Below are 16099 nucleotides of genomic sequence, written 5' to 3' on the forward strand. Positions count from 1 at the left end.
CAGTGCTGATGTAGGCTCATCAAATAACATCACATCTGGTTTCATAGCTAAAGCTCTCGCTATTGCTATTCTTTGTTTTTGTCCTCCTGATAATTGATTTGGATATTCGTCTTTTTTGTCAGCTAGACCTACTCTGTTTAAAAGTTCCATTGCGTCTTTTATGGCTTCTTCTTTTGTAATCTTGTTTACTTTTATAGGTGCCATAATAATATTTTCTAGCACCGACATATTTGGAAACAAGTTGAAATTTTGAAAAACCATTCCTATACTTTGTCTAATTGTATTTATATCACATTGTTTATCTAATATATTATTTCCTTTAAATATTATTTCTCCATCATTTGGCTGTTCTAATAAATTTATACATCTTAATAATGTACTTTTTCCTGATCCACTTGGTCCTAGTATAGCTACTATTTCACCCTTTTTAATATCTAGGTTTATATTTTTTAATACTTCTAATTTTCCATATTTCTTTTTTATATTTTTTATCTGTATCATAATTCCCCCCTCTCTGCAATTTTACTAGCGTTTAATTTATTTTTTGCTTTACTTGATTTTCCTGAACTTCTAGTTTGCAGTTTATTTTCAAATGAACTAACTAGCTTTGATAAACTAAATGTAAGTACAAAGTAAATCATAGCTGCTACTATTAACGGTTCAAATGCTAGGTAGGTATTTCCTCTTACTATATCTGAGCTATACATTAAGTCTTGTATTCCTATTATAGATACTATTGATGATTCTTTTACCAAAACTATAAATTCATTTGCTAGTGCTGGTAGCACATTTTTTAAAGCTTGTGGTATTATTATCATTCTCATACTCATTGAGTAGTCTAACCCTAAAGAACGACTAGCTTCCATTTGTCCTTTATCTATAGACTGTATTCCTGATCTTAATATTTCTGCTATATACGCACTTGAATTTATAGATAAAGCAAATATTGCTGCTATATATTCAGATGGTATAAATGCTACATCTGGAAATTCGATTCCTATTGTAGGCAATCCGAAATAAATTATATATATTTGAACTAATAACGGCGTTCCTCTTAAAAACTCTATATATGCACTAGATAATATACTTAACAGTTTATTTCTAGATATTTTTCCTAAGCACATTATTGTACCTATCATAAATCCCAGTATTAAAGTGAACAAAGATATAATTATAGTTATTTTAGTTCCATTTATAAAAAATTGCGAATAATCTTTTAAAAATGTAAAATCCATATCTCATCTCTCCTTATACTTTATTGAGCTAATTCAGTAGCTTTCTCTACGAAATCTTCTATTTTTCCTTCTTTACTTAATTTAGTTAATACTTTATTAACTTCATCTAACAGTAATTTATCTTCTGATTTACTTACTGCAATTGCAGATCCTTCAGCTGCATCTTCACCTAAATCTATATTTCCATATACTATATCTTGATATTGTTTTAAATATCCTTTTGTAGTTTCTTTGCTTATAACTACTGCATCTACATTATCATTTTCAAGTTCTACAACTACATCTGCTATTTTGCTTAAAGATTTTATATTTGTTGCCTGTATAACATCTTTTGTTATACCCTCTTGAAGACTTGCTTTTTGAACTCCAATTTTAGCATCTTTTAAATCTTGTATAGTTTTATATTTATCTAAATTTTCTTTCTTTACTAAAATTACGTTTCCTCCATTGTAATAAGTGTCAGAAAAATCAACTGCCTTTTTTCTCTCTTCTGTAGGAGTCATGCCTGCAATTACCATGTCTATATTTTGTGACTTTAATGCACCTAATAGTCCATCAAATTTCATATCTTTTATTTCTAGTTTTACACCTAAATCTTTCGCTATTTCCTCAGCTATCATCATATCAAATCCTACAATTGTATCTTTACCATTTATTTCTTTATGAAATTCATATGGTGGATAGTCTGCACTAGTTCCTATAGTTAAAACACCTTTATCTTTTATCCCTTGTAATTCGCTAACTTCTTTCTTTTGAGAAGTACATCCTACTACCCCTAAACTTAAAACTCCTGCTAAAACACATATTATTGATTTCTTTAAACCTTTCATAATAATACCTCCTATTTAATAATTTTTTGTAATTGATAATTAATAATTGTTATTTTGTTTTTATTTTGCCCATTTTTCTTGTGTATATCTATTTTTTGTAACAAAAAAGTCCCTTAGCAAAATGCTAAGAGACGAAATTATCCGTGATACCACCCTTATTTACTCTTCTCGTCTTAGCTGATTTATTATATATTTTTAATTTGATTAACATATTATATTCATCATGTATTAAGGTTAATTTAATTAAATTCAATACATGATGTTAATCTTTATTTTATCAGGCTACTTTTTTAGCAACGGATGTATCTGAAGCAAGAGCGAAGATATATCGTTGGCGACATAAAATGGTTCGCCGACACGTCGCTCAAGCGAAGCTATTTTTTTATATAACTTTATCTAAGAATTGTTTTGTTCTTATATGTTTTGGATTATAAAATATTTCTTTAGGATTTCCTTCTTCTAATATATATCCCTCATCCATAAATACAACTTTATTTGCAACTTCTCTTGCAAAGCCTATTTCATGTGTTACAACAGCCATTGTCATACCTTCATTAGCCAGTTCTTTCATAACATCTAAAACTTCTTTTACCATCTCAGGATCCAGTGCTGATGTAGGCTCATCAAATAACATCACATCTGGTTTCATAGCTAAAGCTCTCGCTATTGCTATTCTTTGTTTTTGTCCTCCTGATAATTGATTTGGATATTCGTCTTTTTTATCAGCTAGACCTACTCTGTTTAAAAGTTCCATTGCATCTTTTATTGCTTCTTCTTTTGTAATCTTGTTTACTTTTATAGGTGCCATAATAATATTTTCTAGCACCGACATATTTGGAAACAAGTTGAAATTTTGAAAAACCATTCCTATATTTTGTCTAATTTTATTTATATCACATTGTTTATCTAGTATATTATTTCCTTTAAATATTATTTCTCCGTTATTTGGTTGTTCTAACAAATTTATACATCTTAATAATGTACTTTTTCCTGATCCACTTGGTCCTAGTATAGCTACTATTTCACCTTTTTTAATATCTAAATTTATATCTTTTAATACTTCTAATTTTCCATATTTCTTTTTTATATTTTTTATCTGTATCATAATCTCAATCCCCCTTTATGCAACCTTACTAACTTTCAATTTATCCTTTACTTTACTTGACTTTCCTGTACTTTTAGTTTGTAGTTTATTTTCAAATGAACTAACTAGCTTCGATAAACTAAATGTAAGTACAAAATAAATCATAGCTGCTACTATTAACGGTTCAAATGCTAGGTAAGTATTTCCTCTAACTATGTCTGAACTATACATTAAGTCTTGTATTCCTATTATAGATACTATTGATGATTCCTTTACTAAAACTATAAATTCATTTGCTAGTGCTGGTAATACATTTTTTAAAGCCTGTGGTATTATTATCATTCTCATACTCATTGAATAGTCCAATCCTAAAGAACGACTAGCTTCCATTTGTCCTTTATCTATAGACTGTATTCCTGATCTTAATATTTCTGCTATATATGCACTTGAGTTTATAGATAAAGCAAATATTGCTGCTATATATTCAGATGGTATAAATGCTACATCTGGAAATTCGATTCCTATTGTAGGCAATCCGAAATAAATTATATATATTTGAACTAATAATGGTGTTCCTCTTAAAAACTCTATATATGCACTAGATAATATACTTAACAGTTTATTTCTAGATATTTTTCCTAAGCATATTATTGTACCTATCATAAATCCTAGTATTAAAGTGAACAAAGATATAATTATAGTTATCTTAGTTCCATTTATAAAAAATTGTGAATAGTCTTTTAAAAATGTAAAATCCATGTCTCATCTCTCCTTATAATTTATTGAGCTAATTCAGTAGCTTTCTCTACGAAATCTTCTATCTTACCGTCTTTATCTAACTTAGTTAATACTTTATTAACTTCACCTAATAATGCTTTATCTGTTGATTTACTTACTGCAATTGCAGATCCTTCAGCTGCATCTTCACCTAAATCTACATTTCCATCTACTATATCTTGATATTGTTTTAAATATCCTTTTGTAGTTTCTTTACTTATAACTACTGCATCTACATTACCATTTTCAAGTTCTAAAACTACATCTGATAACTTACCTAAAGATTTTATACTTGTTGCTTGTATAACATTTTTTACTATACCCTCTTGAAGACTTGCTTTTTGAACTCCAATTTTAGCATCTTTTAAATCTTGTATAGTTTTATATTTATCTGCATTTTCTTTCTTTATTAAAATTACGTTTCCTCCATTATAATAAGTGTCAGAAAAATCAACTGCTTTCTTTCTCTCTTCTGTAGGACTCATGCCTGCAACTACCATATCTACATTTTTTGATTTTAATGCACCTAATAGTCCATCAAATTTCATATCTTTTATTTCTAATTTTACACCTAAATCTTTCGCTATTTCCTCAGCTATCATCATATCAAATCCTACAATCGTATCTTTACCATTTATTTCTTTATGAAATTCATATGGTGGATAATCTGCACTAGTTCCTATAGTTAAAACACCTTTATCTTTTATCTCTTGTAATTCACTAACTTCTTTCTTTTGAGAAGTACATCCTACTGTCCCTAAAGTTAAAGCTCCTACTAAAACGCATAATATTGATTTTTTTAAACCTTTCATAATAATTCCTCCTATTTGGTAATAATTTGTAATTGATAATTCATACTTGTTATTTTACACATTTTTCTTTTACATATCTATTTTTTGTAACAAAAAAGTCCCTTAGCAAATGCTAAGAGACGAAATTATCCGTGGTACCACTCTTATTGATAAGTTTTCAAATAGACTAATATCACTAAATATAATTCATTATATTAAAAAAGTCCCTTGGTTATAAAAACCAAGAGACGAATTATATCCGCGTTACCACTCTAATTGATAAGTAAACTTATCCACTCTATCCCTTAAGGCGGGTGTACCTATTGCCATACTATTACTTCAAGCAATATTCTCCAAAGCTCTCTTCACAATAAACATTATTACTAGGCTCACACCAAACCCTAGCTCGCTGAAAATTTGATTAATGCTACTCTCTTTTTCATAGAATTTATTTTTTTTAATTTTGTTATACTTGATATTATAGTTAGTTTATTTTAAGTTGTCAATATATTTTAATTTTTTTTGTTTAATTTTTAAAACTATGTAAATAATATATAACATATAAATACAGATGCTAAAACACCTGTAATATGACATAACATAGCACAAATCAAAGTGTGTCTTGTGTTTTTAATTTTTAAACTTCCAAAATAAATAGCCATAGTATAAAAAATAGTTTCAGACGCCCCCACAATAGTTGCACCCATCTTTTCTATTAAAGTTCCCATACCAACTCTATTTGCAAGTTCACTATACATTCCAAGAGCTCCACTGCCCGACAACGGTTTTATTATTATAAGACCTATAAGCTCCTTGGGAATACTAAATAAGTCAGCTAACGGTTTAAAAATAAATTCTAACACATCAATCCCTTTACCTGTTTTAAATATGCCAATAGCAAGAAAAATACCTATTATGTACGGTAATATAGACCAAGTTGTTTTTAGTCCATCTATTGCCCCTTTAACAAAACTATCATATATATCTACACCTTTAACCTTACCATGTATTACAATCCCTAAAATTATAAGTGGTATAGTTAAGTTAGAAAATGTATTTAACATTATTTATACCTCCTCTTTTGAAACAACTTACAACTCATTATTGCAACTATTGTAGATATGCAGGTTGCGAATAAAGTAGATATAATTATCTCACTAGGACTATCTGCACCACTATCTAACCTTAATTTAATCATAGTAAAAGGTATTATCTGTATAGAAGATATATTTATAACTAAAAACATAATCATATCATTAGTGGCTGTATCCTTTTTATGATTCAAAGTCTGTAACTCATTCATTGCCTTTAAACCAAAAGCTGTAGCTCCATTACCAGCTCCTAACATATTTAAAACCATATTCATTATTATATAAGACATTGCTTTATGTCCCTTTGGAACTGATGGAAATAATCGTTTAAGAATCGGCGATAATAAATCTCCTATTTTTTGTATTAAACCAGAGTCTTTCGCTATATTCATAATCCCCATCCAAAGAGCTATTATACCTGCTAAGCTAATTGTAAACTCAATACCCCTTGATGCTTCACTCAATATAACCTCATTCAATTGTGTAAGATTGTTTGATAACACGCTACCAACTATACCAACCGATATCATCCAAAACCATATTTTTGCTATAACAATCCCCCTCCTTATAAATAATTTTATGATAGATCGGTTATACTTTATACTTGAAAGTTGTACTATATTATGTTTTAGTATATATGTGGGGTTTTTTATGATTTTTAATATTTAAGGAGAATTATAATGAGAAATTTAACACTTCTTACTGATTTATATCAACTTACAATGTTGAATGGATATTTCGAAAAAAATGTTCATGAAGATATTGTAGTATTTGATATGTTTTTTAGGAAAAATGCTTGCAACAGTGGATATACTATAGTTTGTGGTATTGAGCAGTTTGTTGAATATATAAATAACATTCATTTTTCAGATGAGGATTTAAATTATCTGAAAAGCTTAAATCTATTTTCTGATAAATTTTTGACATTCCTAAAAGATTTTAAGTTTACTGGGGATATATATTCTGTTGAGGAAGGGACTATTATGTTCCCTAATGAGCCTATACTTACTGTAAAAGCTCCTTTATATCAAGCTCAGCTTATTGAGACTGCATTATTGACAATTGTTAATTTCCAATCACTTATAGCTACCAAAGCTTCTAGAGTATGTTTCGCTGCTCAAGAAGATCCTGTACTAGAGTTTGGTTTACGTCGTGCTCAAGGTCCTGATGCTGGTACATATGGTGCAAGAGCCGCTGTAATCGGTGGATGCTATGCTACTGCAAATGTTTTAGCTGGTAAACTATTCGATATACCTTTAGTTGGTACTCAAGCTCATAGTTGGGTTCAAAAATTTGATACAGAGTTAGAATCATTTGAGGCTTATGCTGATATATATCCAGATAAGTGCCTATTACTTGTTGATACTTATAATGTATTAAACAGTGGTCTTCCTAATGCTATAAAGGTTTTTAAAAATTTAAGGGAAAATGGACATAAACCATTAGGGATAAGATTAGATTCAGGTGATTTACAATATTTATCTAAAGAATGTAAAAAAGTTTTAGATAAAGAAGGTTTCACGGATATTAGTATTACAGCATCTAACGATCTTGATGAATACACTATAGCTTCACTAAAAGCTGAAGGGGCTACTATAAATTCTTGGGGCGTTGGTACAAAATTAATAACTTCTGCAGATTCACCATCTCTGGGTGGAGTTTACAAGTTGGCTGCATCTTTTAAAGGTAATGAAATAGAACCTAAGATAAAGCTATCTGAAAATCCTGAGAAGATAAATAATCCAGGCTATAAAAAAATTATTAGAATATACAACGAAAATAATAAAGCTGAAGCAGATTTAATTATGCTACATGATGAGGTTATAGATGAATCTAAACCTTTAACTATATTCCACCCTACTTATACTTGGAAGGCTAAAACTTTTGAAAATTACAAGATAAAAGAACTTCACAAGCCTTTATTTATAAACGGAGAATGTAAGCATGAGCATAAATCAGTCATGGAAATAAGAGATTTTGTTAAAAGTGAATTAAATACTTTATGGGACGAGTATAGGAGACTTTCAAATCCTCAAACTTATAAAGTTGACTTGTCTACTACTCTTTGGGATTTGAAAACTAAAATGATAGATTCTAAAAAATTCTTATAATACATTATCTTAATCAAGGGGGATTCAAATATGGATATTACAGATCACAAAATTCTAGAGTTTTTACAAAAAGATGGTAGAATTTCTATGAAAGACTTAGGCAAGATAGTTGGATTAACTTCTCCAGCTGTTTCTGAAAGGGTTAAAAGATTAGAAGAAGCAGGTGTGATAGAGGGGTACAAAGCTATCGTAAATCCTGATGCTTTAGGAAGAGTTATAAAGGCTTTTGTACATATATCTCTACCTAATGACAAGTATAAAATTTTTATTGAAGAGGCTCGTCAAGACCCAAGAATAGTAGAATGTCATCATATAACAGGTGACGATTGCTCTGTATTAAAGGTTATCGTTAAAGATATGTATGAACTTGAAAACGTTATCGATTCTATAAAGACAATGGGCTCAACTAAAACATCAGTTATATTATCAACGCCTATACATGCAAAATCTATATTATAGAGTTTAAATATAATTTTTTTAAAATATCTAAAGGGGCTCTCTATAAAATAAGATTGCTCCTTTTTTAACATCTACAAAATAATTAATTTTGCATAAAAAGAGAGCATCTTTAACTAGTGATTGAAATCACTTTGTGATACTCTCTATATTTTTATATTTTAATTTTTATTGAATCTTGTATTAAGTAAGGTGCTTATTTATATCTGTGTATATAATTTGTTAAAGCATATTCCATATATGTTTTTATAATCCCCATATCTTCATTTGGATTTAATAATTTTCTAGTAGCAACTATATCACAATATCCTAATAATAGAATTCCTATAATATCTTCTTCTAGCATTTCAAATATTTCAAATAATTTTTCCTGGCTCATATTGTTCATTTTATAAAGCACTAAAAGTATCATATGATATCTTACATATTTAGTAAGTAAATCAGTTGTATCAGTCTGTAAGCCTAATTTTATCCCCAAATTCAACGCTATATCTGCTCCTACTATTTCATGTCCTTTAAAATGAGCTCTCCCTGTATTATCTGTAGTTTTGCTGTCTGGCTTCCCTATATCATGTAAAAAAATCCCTAATTTTAATAGTTGTAATTTATTTAAGCTATTACCTACTTCACTATTTAAGTACTCTTTTATTTGCTTTCTTATATGTGTTGAAAAAAATTCTTTTTCTTTTACTATATTTTCAAATTCTTCTAATGACTTTAATGAGTGATCATATGCATTAACTACATGATATTTACATTCTCCTACTAGCTTCATATCTTTTATTTGCGGTATAATTTTTTCTAGCGTTTTACTTTTATCTAATTGACGAAATTTATCATAGGTATCTTCACAACATAAACTATCTATTAATATATTTTGTAGTTTCATCTACATCACCCCAAGCTTTGTGTTTTATATGTCTAATACTTGCTTATATACTACGTCTTTTTTAAGCTTCCTATTCTTACATACTACTTTAATTGCATCTTTTTTATCCATACCCTCTTCAATTAATGCTAACACATATTCTCTGTCATTAAGTTCTTCATAACTGTTTTGAACAGTTTTTTCTCCTGTGAATCCTTCTACTATTAAAACAAATTCACCCCTAACATCTTTTTCATTGAATATGTTTATAACTGTTTCTATATCTTCCCTTATTATTTCTTGATATTTTTTTGTAAGCTCTCTGTTTACAGCTATTTTTCTATTGCCTAATATTTTTAGCATGTCCTTTAGAGTTTCTTTTAATCTATGTGGTGATTCGTAGAATATTATAGTTCTTCTTTCTTCTTTCACTTCTTCTAATTGATTTCTTCTAACTTTTTTGTCTCTATCTAAAAATCCTTCAAAAGCAAATTTACGCGTTTCTAATCCTGAGCCAACTAACGCTGTTACAGATGCTGTTGCTCCTGGTAATACTTCTATTTCTATCTTATTTTCAATAGCTTGTTTTATTATATCTTCTCCTGGATCAGATATTCCTGGCATACCTGCATCACTTATTATAGCGATGTTTTCTCCAGCTACTAATTTATCTATTAAATATCCACCTTTTGAATCTTTATTGTGTTCATGATAACTAGTTAAAGGCTTTGATATATCAAAATGATTTAAAAGTTTTATACTGTGTCTTGTATCTTCTGCTGCTATTACATCTACTTCATTTAATATCCTTACTGTTCTATAAGTCATATCTTCTAAATTACCTATAGGTGTTGGACATATATATAATTTTCCACTCATTTAGTTTTCTCCTATATCTTCATTTGCATATACTGCTCTCAATTCTTCTGTGTAGTTTCCATCTTCTCCATATACATATAATGGATCTAATATTTTAAGTTCTGGTCTTCCATCCTTAACAAACTCTACAAGAACTAAGTTTGGTGCTTTATTTGCTCTTGGATGTATAAATTGTAATTGCTTAGGCTCTAATTTATATTTTCTTCCTAATGTTATTATATCTACTAGTCTAGTAGGTCTGTGTATCATGAAGAATTTACCCTTAGGCATTGTTAATCTTGAAGCTGCTTTTATAACGTCTTCTAGGTTACATTTTACTTCATGTCTTGATATAGCTTTTTTATCATTAGGATTTTTTATTCCATCCATATGCATATATGGAGGATTTGAAGTTACTACATGGTATCCATGTACCTCTAATTCTTTATCTATTGTTTTTATATCTGCATTTACTATTTGTACTCTATCTTCTAAATTATTTAATTTTATAGAACGAGTAGCCATTTCATATACGTCTTCTTGTATTTCTACCCCTACTATTTTTTTAGCTTCACTTTTACCTGCTATAAGTATTGGTATTATTCCAGTTCCTGTCCCTAAATCGGCTACATTAGCTCCTCTTTTTACTTTCGCAAAATTAGCTAATAATACTGCATCTATTCCAAAACAAAATCCATTAGTATCTTGTATTAATTTTAGACCTTTTAATTGTAAATCATCTATTCTTTCTGTTTCTTTTAATTGTATTTCCATCTGAGTCTCCTTTCATGTCCTGGTACTTAAATTGTCTTTATCATAAAAAGGTAGGAAAAATCCTACCCCCTTAGTTTCCTTATTTTGACTATATTAGTCTTCTAATTTCTTTAATTCTCTTAACGTTGCTGCATCTAATCCTTCATCTCTAAGGTTTCCACAACCTCCGCCACATTTTTTAGGTTCTTGTAGTACTTCAACTTCTTCTCTTTGATATATCTTTATAGTTTTATCATTAAATTCTACTCTAACTTGCTCTAGTAATGGATTTATCTCTGTGACTTTTCCTTTTCCATCTTCAACTTTTACTAAAGATCCTACCACCGGCATTGCATCTATAGCTTCAGCATATACATCATGCTCATACTTTAGACAACAGAATAATCTTCCACATATTCCTGATATTTTTGTAGGATTAAGTGATAAACTTTGATCTTTAGCCATTTTTATTGAAACAGGTTGGAAATCTCCAAGCCATGAAGAACAACAAAGGCTTCTTCCGCATGGTCCTAATCCACCTATTGATTTAGCTTCATCTCTTACTCCTATTTGTCTTAACTCTATTCTAGTTTTAAAGATTGCCGCTAGATCCTTTACAAGTTCTCTAAAATCTATTCTACCTTCTGCTGTGAAGTAGAATATTAATTTATTTCTATCAAATGTGTATTCACAATCTATTAAAAACATAGTTAAATCATGGTCTTTTATTTTTTGTTGGCATAATTGAAAAGTTTCTTTTGCTTTTTCTTTATTTTCAACATATACACTAGTATCTTCTGGTGTTGATATTCTTATTATTGGTTTTAATGGTGAAACTAACTCACTTTCTTCTATTTCTTTTGGACCTACTACTACTGTCCCATATTCTAATCCCCTCGCGGTTTCAACTACTACATCCATATTTTTTTCTATTGGTAATTCAACTGGATCGAAATAATATATCTTCCCTGCACTCTTAAATCTAACACCCACTATCTTTATCATTTAATCACCTCATATATATTTAAAGCCATAACTTGTATACTAATATTAAAGTTACAATTGCTTTTTATCTTTTTTTTTGTTTCTTCTATTATATCAATAATTTTAGATACTTGAGAATAGGTAATTTTTTTACTCATATTTTGTATGAATGTTATCTTATCTGAATTTATTATCATGCTTTTATCAACCTTCTCCTTTAAAAGCATCATATCTCTAAAATAGTTTACCATCATATCTAATATACTAATAACTTCTTTTTTATATTTATCCATGTTATTTGGTATTTCTAATATATCTATTATATTTTTATCAAGTATCGTTTGTATATATGACTGTATATCTTCCCTCATAATTGCAAATTCGGCAGATTCTGATAGTTCTAGTGCTTTTTCAATACTTCCCCTTGAAAAAGTTGCTAATAATTGAGCCCTTTGCTCATCTACACCATTTTTTATTAAATACTTTTTTAAGTCTAATAAAGATATTGGTAAAAATTTAATTATTTCACATCTAGATTTTATCGTATCTAGTAGCGCTTCCTTATTACTTGTAATTAAAATCATTATAGCATATCCAGGTGGCTCTTCTAATGTTTTTAATAACGCATTTTGAGCTTCTATTGTCATTTTCTCTGCATCGCTTATTATGTATATCTTATAATCCTTATGTGGTTTTATTATTATATCTGTTTGTAACTTTCTTATTTGTGCTATTTTTATACTACTTCCATCAGGATATATGTTTATATAGTCAGGGCTACTATCTACATTTTCACTATTTAATAATATTTTTGACAACTCTGCTGTAAATTTCTTTTTCCCTATACCCTCTATACCTTCAAACATATAAGCATGATTAATTTTATTTTTTCTCATTGAATTTGTTAAATATTTTTTAGCAAACTCTTGCCCTATTATATTTTCAAAATACATATTTACCTCTCCACAGATTTTAGTGTATCTGTAACTAATTTATAAATCTCTTCGTGTATACTACCTATACTTCTTAGATTATTATTTTCTACGCATTTTATTTTATTCCAGTTGTATTTATCTACTATATCTAAAGAATTGTTATAAGATTTTTCTAAATATTTTATATCACTCTCATGGATATCTTTCTTTGATTGTCCAGTAATTTTGTTTTTTCTATTTTCCATTAGCTTTTTACTAAATGTTACTGGAACGTCTAAAAATACAACACAATCCGGTTCTGGTATCTTATACATATTAAATTCGAAGTCAAATAACCAATCTAAGTACTTATCTCTATCTTCTTTGTCCATTTTAGACGCTTGGTGCACCATATTAGACGTTGTATATCTATCAGCAAGTATTATTCCGCCTTCATTATAAAAGTCCTCCCATTGCGTCTTAAATGAAGCATATCTATCAGCGGCAAAAAACGTAGATGCTATATATGGGTCTACATCTGAAGGCTTGTCTCCAAAATCTCCTCTTAAATACATTTTTACTAGTGCTGAAGATTCTGATGAATAATTTGGGTATTCAACTTTTTTCACATTATATCCATCTTTTAAAAGCTTTTCATATAGCTTCTTAGTTTGAGTGGCTTTTCCACTTGCATCTGATCCACTTTCTATGATTATTAACCTTCCGTTCATTTTTATATCCTCCACTTACATCTATTTATTCATTTATAATTTGTATGAACTCTAGATTGGTATCTTTTATACCACTTACATTCATTCCTTTTTCATTACACATCAATATATAATCTATAATTTCTTTTGTAATTATTTCTCCCGGAGATAATAAACTTATTCCTGGTGGATAAGGTATTATATATTCTCCACAAATTTTTCCTACGCTTTCATATATTTTAACACTTTTTTTAGGTTTATAAAATGCTTCTCTTGGACTTAATGATTTTACTGGTATTTCCATAGGATATTCTACATGTTCTATGATTTTTTCTTTATAATACTTCTTACTAATATTATTTAATGCGTTTTCCATCATCTTAAAATCATCTGATTCATTTCCTATAGTACATATTAATAATACTCCATAATAATTAGCTAATTCTACTTGTATATTATACTTTTCCCTTAATATTATCTCTAGTTCATATCCCGTTACTCCTAATCTCTTTGACGAGATAAATAATTTAGTTTTATCGTCATCATTATATACATCTATAAATTCATTGTCCTCTATATTTTCTCTAAATTTATCTATATTTAATAAAAGATCTTCCATTAGTTCTCTTCCTTTTTTTTCATATATGTCTACTGCTAACTCTAAAGACGACATAAGTATATATGAAGGACTTGAAGATTCAATTATTCTTAACATTGTTCCCAGCTTATCTTTGTCTACTCTATTTCCTTGTGTATGTATCATCGATGATTGAGTAAATGAAGGTAATGTTTTATGAGTACTTTGTATTACTATATCAGCACCTTGTTCTAGTGCTGTTTTAGGTAGTTTCTTACTTAATCCTAAGTGAGATCCATGAGCCTCATCTACTATAACTGCCATATTTTTTTCATGAGCGTATTTACATATTTTTTCTACATCATATGTCTTTCCATAATAAGTGGGATATGTAACTAAAATAGCTTTTGCATCTAAATTATTATCTATTACATCTAATACTTCTTGAACTTCTACACCCTCTAATATATTTGTTTCGTCGTTTATCTTAGGTAATATATATACAGGTTCTATATCTCCTAAGATACAAGAATTTATAACAGACTGGTGGCAGTCTCTATTTACAATAATCTTCTCTTTAGGTGAGCATAAACACATTATAGCTCCTTGTATCCCACATGTACTTCCATTAACCAAATAATATGTATGTTCACTTTTAAATGCCTTAGAAGCGCGCTCTTGAGATTTTTTAATTATTCCTTCTGGCGAGTGTAAATTGTCTGTACCCGATATTTCTGTTGTATCCATTTTATATATATTTTGTACTATCTCTGAATATCCTAGTTTGTCGTAAACCTTCCCTAACTTATGACCTGGCATATGAAATGATGTTAAGTCCGTATCTACTATTTCTTTTAACTGATTTATAATTGAAGTTTCCATTTTTATCTCCTTATAGTTATTCATATTGTAATATATCTTATTATAAACATACCCATTTTAAATTCTATAATCTTTTATATGTTATTTTTTAATTATGTAAGTTTATAATAATAGTCCTCTTATTTTATGTATCTCACGTTACATTATTTATTATAATAAGAAGTTCTATATAATTAAAAGCCGTTGATTTTATAATCCTTCATCAACGGCTTTCTTTTAACTTCTAAGAATTATCATTTATTATTTGGTCTAGTGTGAAAAATAAATATACTCCGGCGATGTCTGCTACAAAATATATCATTCTACTTATACGTTGGTATGTTCCACTAAAAATATTTCCTAGTAAATCAACCCAAAAAACTTCTATTCCTTCCCAGTTAAGTGCTCCTACTATGACTAAAATCAATGCAATTTTTTTCAGTCATAACACTCCTTAGATATTAGCTTATCTGGTTAGATTTCCTTATTTTAAAAACTTATTAAAATTAAATAACTAAATTTAATTCTTATGCATATTTTCGCTAATTTTTACAATTTAATTTACCTAGGAATTATAATAAGGCCTTCTAATGAAGGCCTTATTTTTTATAACAAAAAAAGATTACGTGGCTACGTCCTACTCTCCCAGGAGGCTGCCCTCCAAGTACCATTGGCGCTAAAGAGCTTAACTTCTGTGTTCGGAATGGGAACAGGTGTATCCTCTTTGCTATAATAACCACATAATCTATATGAAAATATTATTAATACTTTCAAAACTGCAAAGTAAATCATGTAAACAATTTAAAACATTAATTTTTGGTCAAGTCCTCGATCTATTAGTATCCATAAGCTGAACTCATTACTGAGCTTACACCTTGGACCTATCAACCAGGTAGTCTTCCTGGGATCTTACTCATAAAGATGGGAAATCTTATCTTGAGGGTGGCTTCGCGCTTAGATGCTTTCAGCGCTTATCCAGTCCATACGTAGCTACCCAGCTATGCCACTGGCGTGACAACTGGTGCACCAGAGGTATGTCCATCCCGGTCCTCTCGTACTAAGGACAGCTCCTCTCAAATTTCCTACGCCTGCGACGGATAGGGACCGAACTGTCTCACGACGTTCTGAACCCAGCTCGCGTACCACTTTAATGGGCGAACAGCCCAACCCTTGGGACCTACTTCAGCCCCAGGATGTGA

The 16099-nt window shown here is 29.3% G+C and carries 18 protein-coding genes, 2 rRNA genes and 1 other annotated feature; of the genes, 2 read left to right on the top strand and 18 right to left on the bottom strand.

Annotated elements, in window-relative coordinates; all coding sequences use genetic code 11:
- From AC11VW_RS02850 to AC11VW_RS02885, 8 genes are all read right to left on the bottom strand, one after another.
- Nucleotides 1-501: amino acid ABC transporter ATP-binding protein (locus tag AC11VW_RS02850; RefSeq protein ID WP_484299881.1), on the bottom strand; the 501-nt coding region annotated here is incomplete at its 3' end.
- On the bottom strand, nucleotides 498-1235 hold the full coding sequence (locus tag AC11VW_RS02855; RefSeq protein WP_484299882.1) for an amino acid ABC transporter permease: 738 nt from the start codon (nucleotides 1233-1235) through the stop codon (nucleotides 498-500). The genes AC11VW_RS02850 and AC11VW_RS02855, both read right to left, overlap by 4 nt.
- A gap of 20 nt (nucleotides 1236-1255) precedes the next feature.
- Nucleotides 1256-2065, bottom strand: a complete 810-nt coding sequence (locus AC11VW_RS02860; RefSeq protein ID WP_484299883.1) for a transporter substrate-binding domain-containing protein — start codon at nucleotides 2063-2065, stop codon at nucleotides 1256-1258.
- 382 nt (nucleotides 2066-2447) lie between these two features.
- Nucleotides 2448-3170 (bottom strand): amino acid ABC transporter ATP-binding protein, encoded by a 723-nt coding sequence (locus AC11VW_RS02865; protein ID WP_484299884.1) that lies wholly within the window; start codon nucleotides 3168-3170, stop codon nucleotides 2448-2450.
- A gap of 15 nt (nucleotides 3171-3185) precedes the next feature.
- Nucleotides 3186-3908, bottom strand: a complete 723-nt coding sequence (locus AC11VW_RS02870) for an amino acid ABC transporter permease (protein WP_484299885.1) — start codon at nucleotides 3906-3908, stop codon at nucleotides 3186-3188.
- Between the two features lie 20 nt (nucleotides 3909-3928).
- Complete coding sequence (locus AC11VW_RS02875) at nucleotides 3929-4738, bottom strand: transporter substrate-binding domain-containing protein (protein WP_484299886.1); 810 nt, start codon at nucleotides 4736-4738, stop codon at nucleotides 3929-3931.
- A 220-nt stretch (nucleotides 4739-4958) separates the two neighbouring features.
- Nucleotides 4959-5169: a binding site (T-box leader), on the bottom strand.
- Nucleotides 5170-5256: 87 nt separating this feature from the next.
- A complete protein-coding gene (locus AC11VW_RS02880) occupies nucleotides 5257-5781 on the bottom strand; it encodes a spore maturation protein (RefSeq protein ID WP_484299887.1) in 525 nt (174 codons plus the stop codon).
- Nucleotides 5781-6338: a nucleoside recognition domain-containing protein gene (locus AC11VW_RS02885; protein ID WP_484299888.1), complete on the bottom strand. Its 558-nt coding sequence runs from the start codon at nucleotides 6336-6338 to the stop codon at nucleotides 5781-5783. Before AC11VW_RS02885 ends, AC11VW_RS02880 begins: the two co-directional genes overlap by 1 nt.
- A gap of 150 nt (nucleotides 6339-6488) precedes the next feature.
- Here AC11VW_RS02885 and AC11VW_RS02890 point away from each other — a divergent pair, with 150 nt between their 5' ends.
- Together AC11VW_RS02890 and AC11VW_RS02895 are read left to right on the top strand one after the other, a co-directional pair.
- Nucleotides 6489-7919 carry a nicotinate phosphoribosyltransferase gene (locus tag AC11VW_RS02890; protein ID WP_484299889.1) on the top strand — a complete coding sequence of 477 codons (1431 nt, stop codon included), beginning with the start codon at nucleotides 6489-6491 and terminating at the stop codon, nucleotides 7917-7919.
- A gap of 30 nt (nucleotides 7920-7949) precedes the next feature.
- Nucleotides 7950-8378 carry an Lrp/AsnC family transcriptional regulator gene (locus AC11VW_RS02895; protein WP_484299890.1) on the top strand — a complete coding sequence of 143 codons (429 nt, stop codon included), beginning with the start codon at nucleotides 7950-7952 and terminating at the stop codon, nucleotides 8376-8378.
- 193 nt (nucleotides 8379-8571) lie between these two features.
- Here AC11VW_RS02895 and AC11VW_RS02900 read toward each other — a convergent pair whose 3' ends face one another.
- The 10 genes from AC11VW_RS02900 to AC11VW_RS02945 all read right to left on the bottom strand — a co-directional run.
- Entirely contained in the window at nucleotides 8572-9264 is a 693-nt protein-coding gene (locus AC11VW_RS02900) for an HD domain-containing protein (protein WP_484299891.1), read from the bottom strand.
- A gap of 24 nt (nucleotides 9265-9288) precedes the next feature.
- Complete coding sequence (gene rsmI / locus AC11VW_RS02905) at nucleotides 9289-10122, bottom strand: 16S rRNA (cytidine(1402)-2'-O)-methyltransferase (protein ID WP_484299892.1); 834 nt, start codon at nucleotides 10120-10122, stop codon at nucleotides 9289-9291.
- Nucleotides 10123-10875: a tRNA1(Val) (adenine(37)-N6)-methyltransferase gene (locus tag AC11VW_RS02910; protein WP_484299893.1), complete on the bottom strand. Its 753-nt coding sequence runs from the start codon at nucleotides 10873-10875 to the stop codon at nucleotides 10123-10125.
- Between the two features lie 93 nt (nucleotides 10876-10968).
- Nucleotides 10969-11859, bottom strand: a complete 891-nt coding sequence (locus tag AC11VW_RS02915; protein WP_484299894.1) for a PSP1 domain-containing protein — start codon at nucleotides 11857-11859, stop codon at nucleotides 10969-10971.
- On the bottom strand, nucleotides 11856-12791 hold the full coding sequence (locus AC11VW_RS02920) for a DNA polymerase III subunit (RefSeq protein WP_484299895.1): 936 nt from the start codon (nucleotides 12789-12791) through the stop codon (nucleotides 11856-11858). The genes AC11VW_RS02915 and AC11VW_RS02920 overlap by 4 nt, the downstream gene beginning before the upstream one ends.
- Nucleotides 12792-12793: 2 nt before the next feature.
- Nucleotides 12794-13483, bottom strand: coding sequence for a dTMP kinase (locus AC11VW_RS02925; protein ID WP_484299896.1), 690 nt, complete (start codon nucleotides 13481-13483; stop codon nucleotides 12794-12796).
- A 25-nt stretch (nucleotides 13484-13508) separates the two neighbouring features.
- On the bottom strand, nucleotides 13509-14921 hold the full coding sequence (locus tag AC11VW_RS02930; RefSeq protein WP_484299897.1) for an aminotransferase class I/II-fold pyridoxal phosphate-dependent enzyme: 1413 nt from the start codon (nucleotides 14919-14921) through the stop codon (nucleotides 13509-13511).
- A gap of 223 nt (nucleotides 14922-15144) precedes the next feature.
- On the bottom strand, nucleotides 15145-15342 hold the full coding sequence (locus tag AC11VW_RS02935; RefSeq protein WP_484299898.1) for a DUF378 domain-containing protein: 198 nt from the start codon (nucleotides 15340-15342) through the stop codon (nucleotides 15145-15147).
- A gap of 182 nt (nucleotides 15343-15524) precedes the next feature.
- Nucleotides 15525-15641, bottom strand: a 5S ribosomal RNA gene (gene rrf, locus AC11VW_RS02940).
- Between the two features lie 75 nt (nucleotides 15642-15716).
- A 23S ribosomal RNA gene (locus tag AC11VW_RS02945) occupies nucleotides 15717-16099 on the bottom strand; the annotation flags it as partial.

This window comes from Romboutsia sp. (assembly GCF_056995035.1).

Bases quoted from the DNA above. Each gene is read 5' to 3' on its own strand.
- AC11VW_RS02855 (WP_484299882.1), bottom strand. From the start codon at position 1,235: ATGGATTTTACATTTTTAAAAGATTATTCGCAATTTTTTATAAATGGA.
- AC11VW_RS02860 (WP_484299883.1), bottom strand. From the start codon at position 2,065: ATGAAAGGTTTAAAGAAATCAATAATATGTGTTTTAGCAGGAGTTTTA.
- AC11VW_RS02865 (WP_484299884.1), bottom strand. From the start codon at position 3,170: ATGATACAGATAAAAAATATAAAAAAGAAATATGGAAAATTAGAAGTA.
- AC11VW_RS02870 (WP_484299885.1), bottom strand. From the start codon at position 3,908: ATGGATTTTACATTTTTAAAAGACTATTCACAATTTTTTATAAATGGA.
- AC11VW_RS02875 (WP_484299886.1), bottom strand. From the start codon at position 4,738: ATGAAAGGTTTAAAAAAATCAATATTATGCGTTTTAGTAGGAGCTTTA.
- AC11VW_RS02880 (WP_484299887.1), bottom strand. From the start codon at position 5,781: ATGTTAAATACATTTTCTAACTTAACTATACCACTTATAATTTTAGGG.
- AC11VW_RS02885 (WP_484299888.1), bottom strand. From the start codon at position 6,338: ATGATATCGGTTGGTATAGTTGGTAGCGTGTTATCAAACAATCTTACA.
- AC11VW_RS02890 (WP_484299889.1), top strand. From the start codon at position 6,489: ATGAGAAATTTAACACTTCTTACTGATTTATATCAACTTACAATGTTG.
- AC11VW_RS02895 (WP_484299890.1), top strand. From the start codon at position 7,950: ATGGATATTACAGATCACAAAATTCTAGAGTTTTTACAAAAAGATGGT.
- AC11VW_RS02900 (WP_484299891.1), bottom strand. From the start codon at position 9,264: ATGAAACTACAAAATATATTAATAGATAGTTTATGTTGTGAAGATACC.
- rsmI (WP_484299892.1), bottom strand. From the start codon at position 10,122: ATGAGTGGAAAATTATATATATGTCCAACACCTATAGGTAATTTAGAA.
- AC11VW_RS02910 (WP_484299893.1), bottom strand. From the start codon at position 10,875: ATGGAAATACAATTAAAAGAAACAGAAAGAATAGATGATTTACAATTA.
- AC11VW_RS02915 (WP_484299894.1), bottom strand. From the start codon at position 11,859: ATGATAAAGATAGTGGGTGTTAGATTTAAGAGTGCAGGGAAGATATAT.
- AC11VW_RS02920 (WP_484299895.1), bottom strand. From the start codon at position 12,791: ATGTATTTTGAAAATATAATAGGGCAAGAGTTTGCTAAAAAATATTTA.
- AC11VW_RS02925 (WP_484299896.1), bottom strand. From the start codon at position 13,483: ATGAACGGAAGGTTAATAATCATAGAAAGTGGATCAGATGCAAGTGGA.
- AC11VW_RS02930 (WP_484299897.1), bottom strand. From the start codon at position 14,921: ATGGAAACTTCAATTATAAATCAGTTAAAAGAAATAGTAGATACGGAC.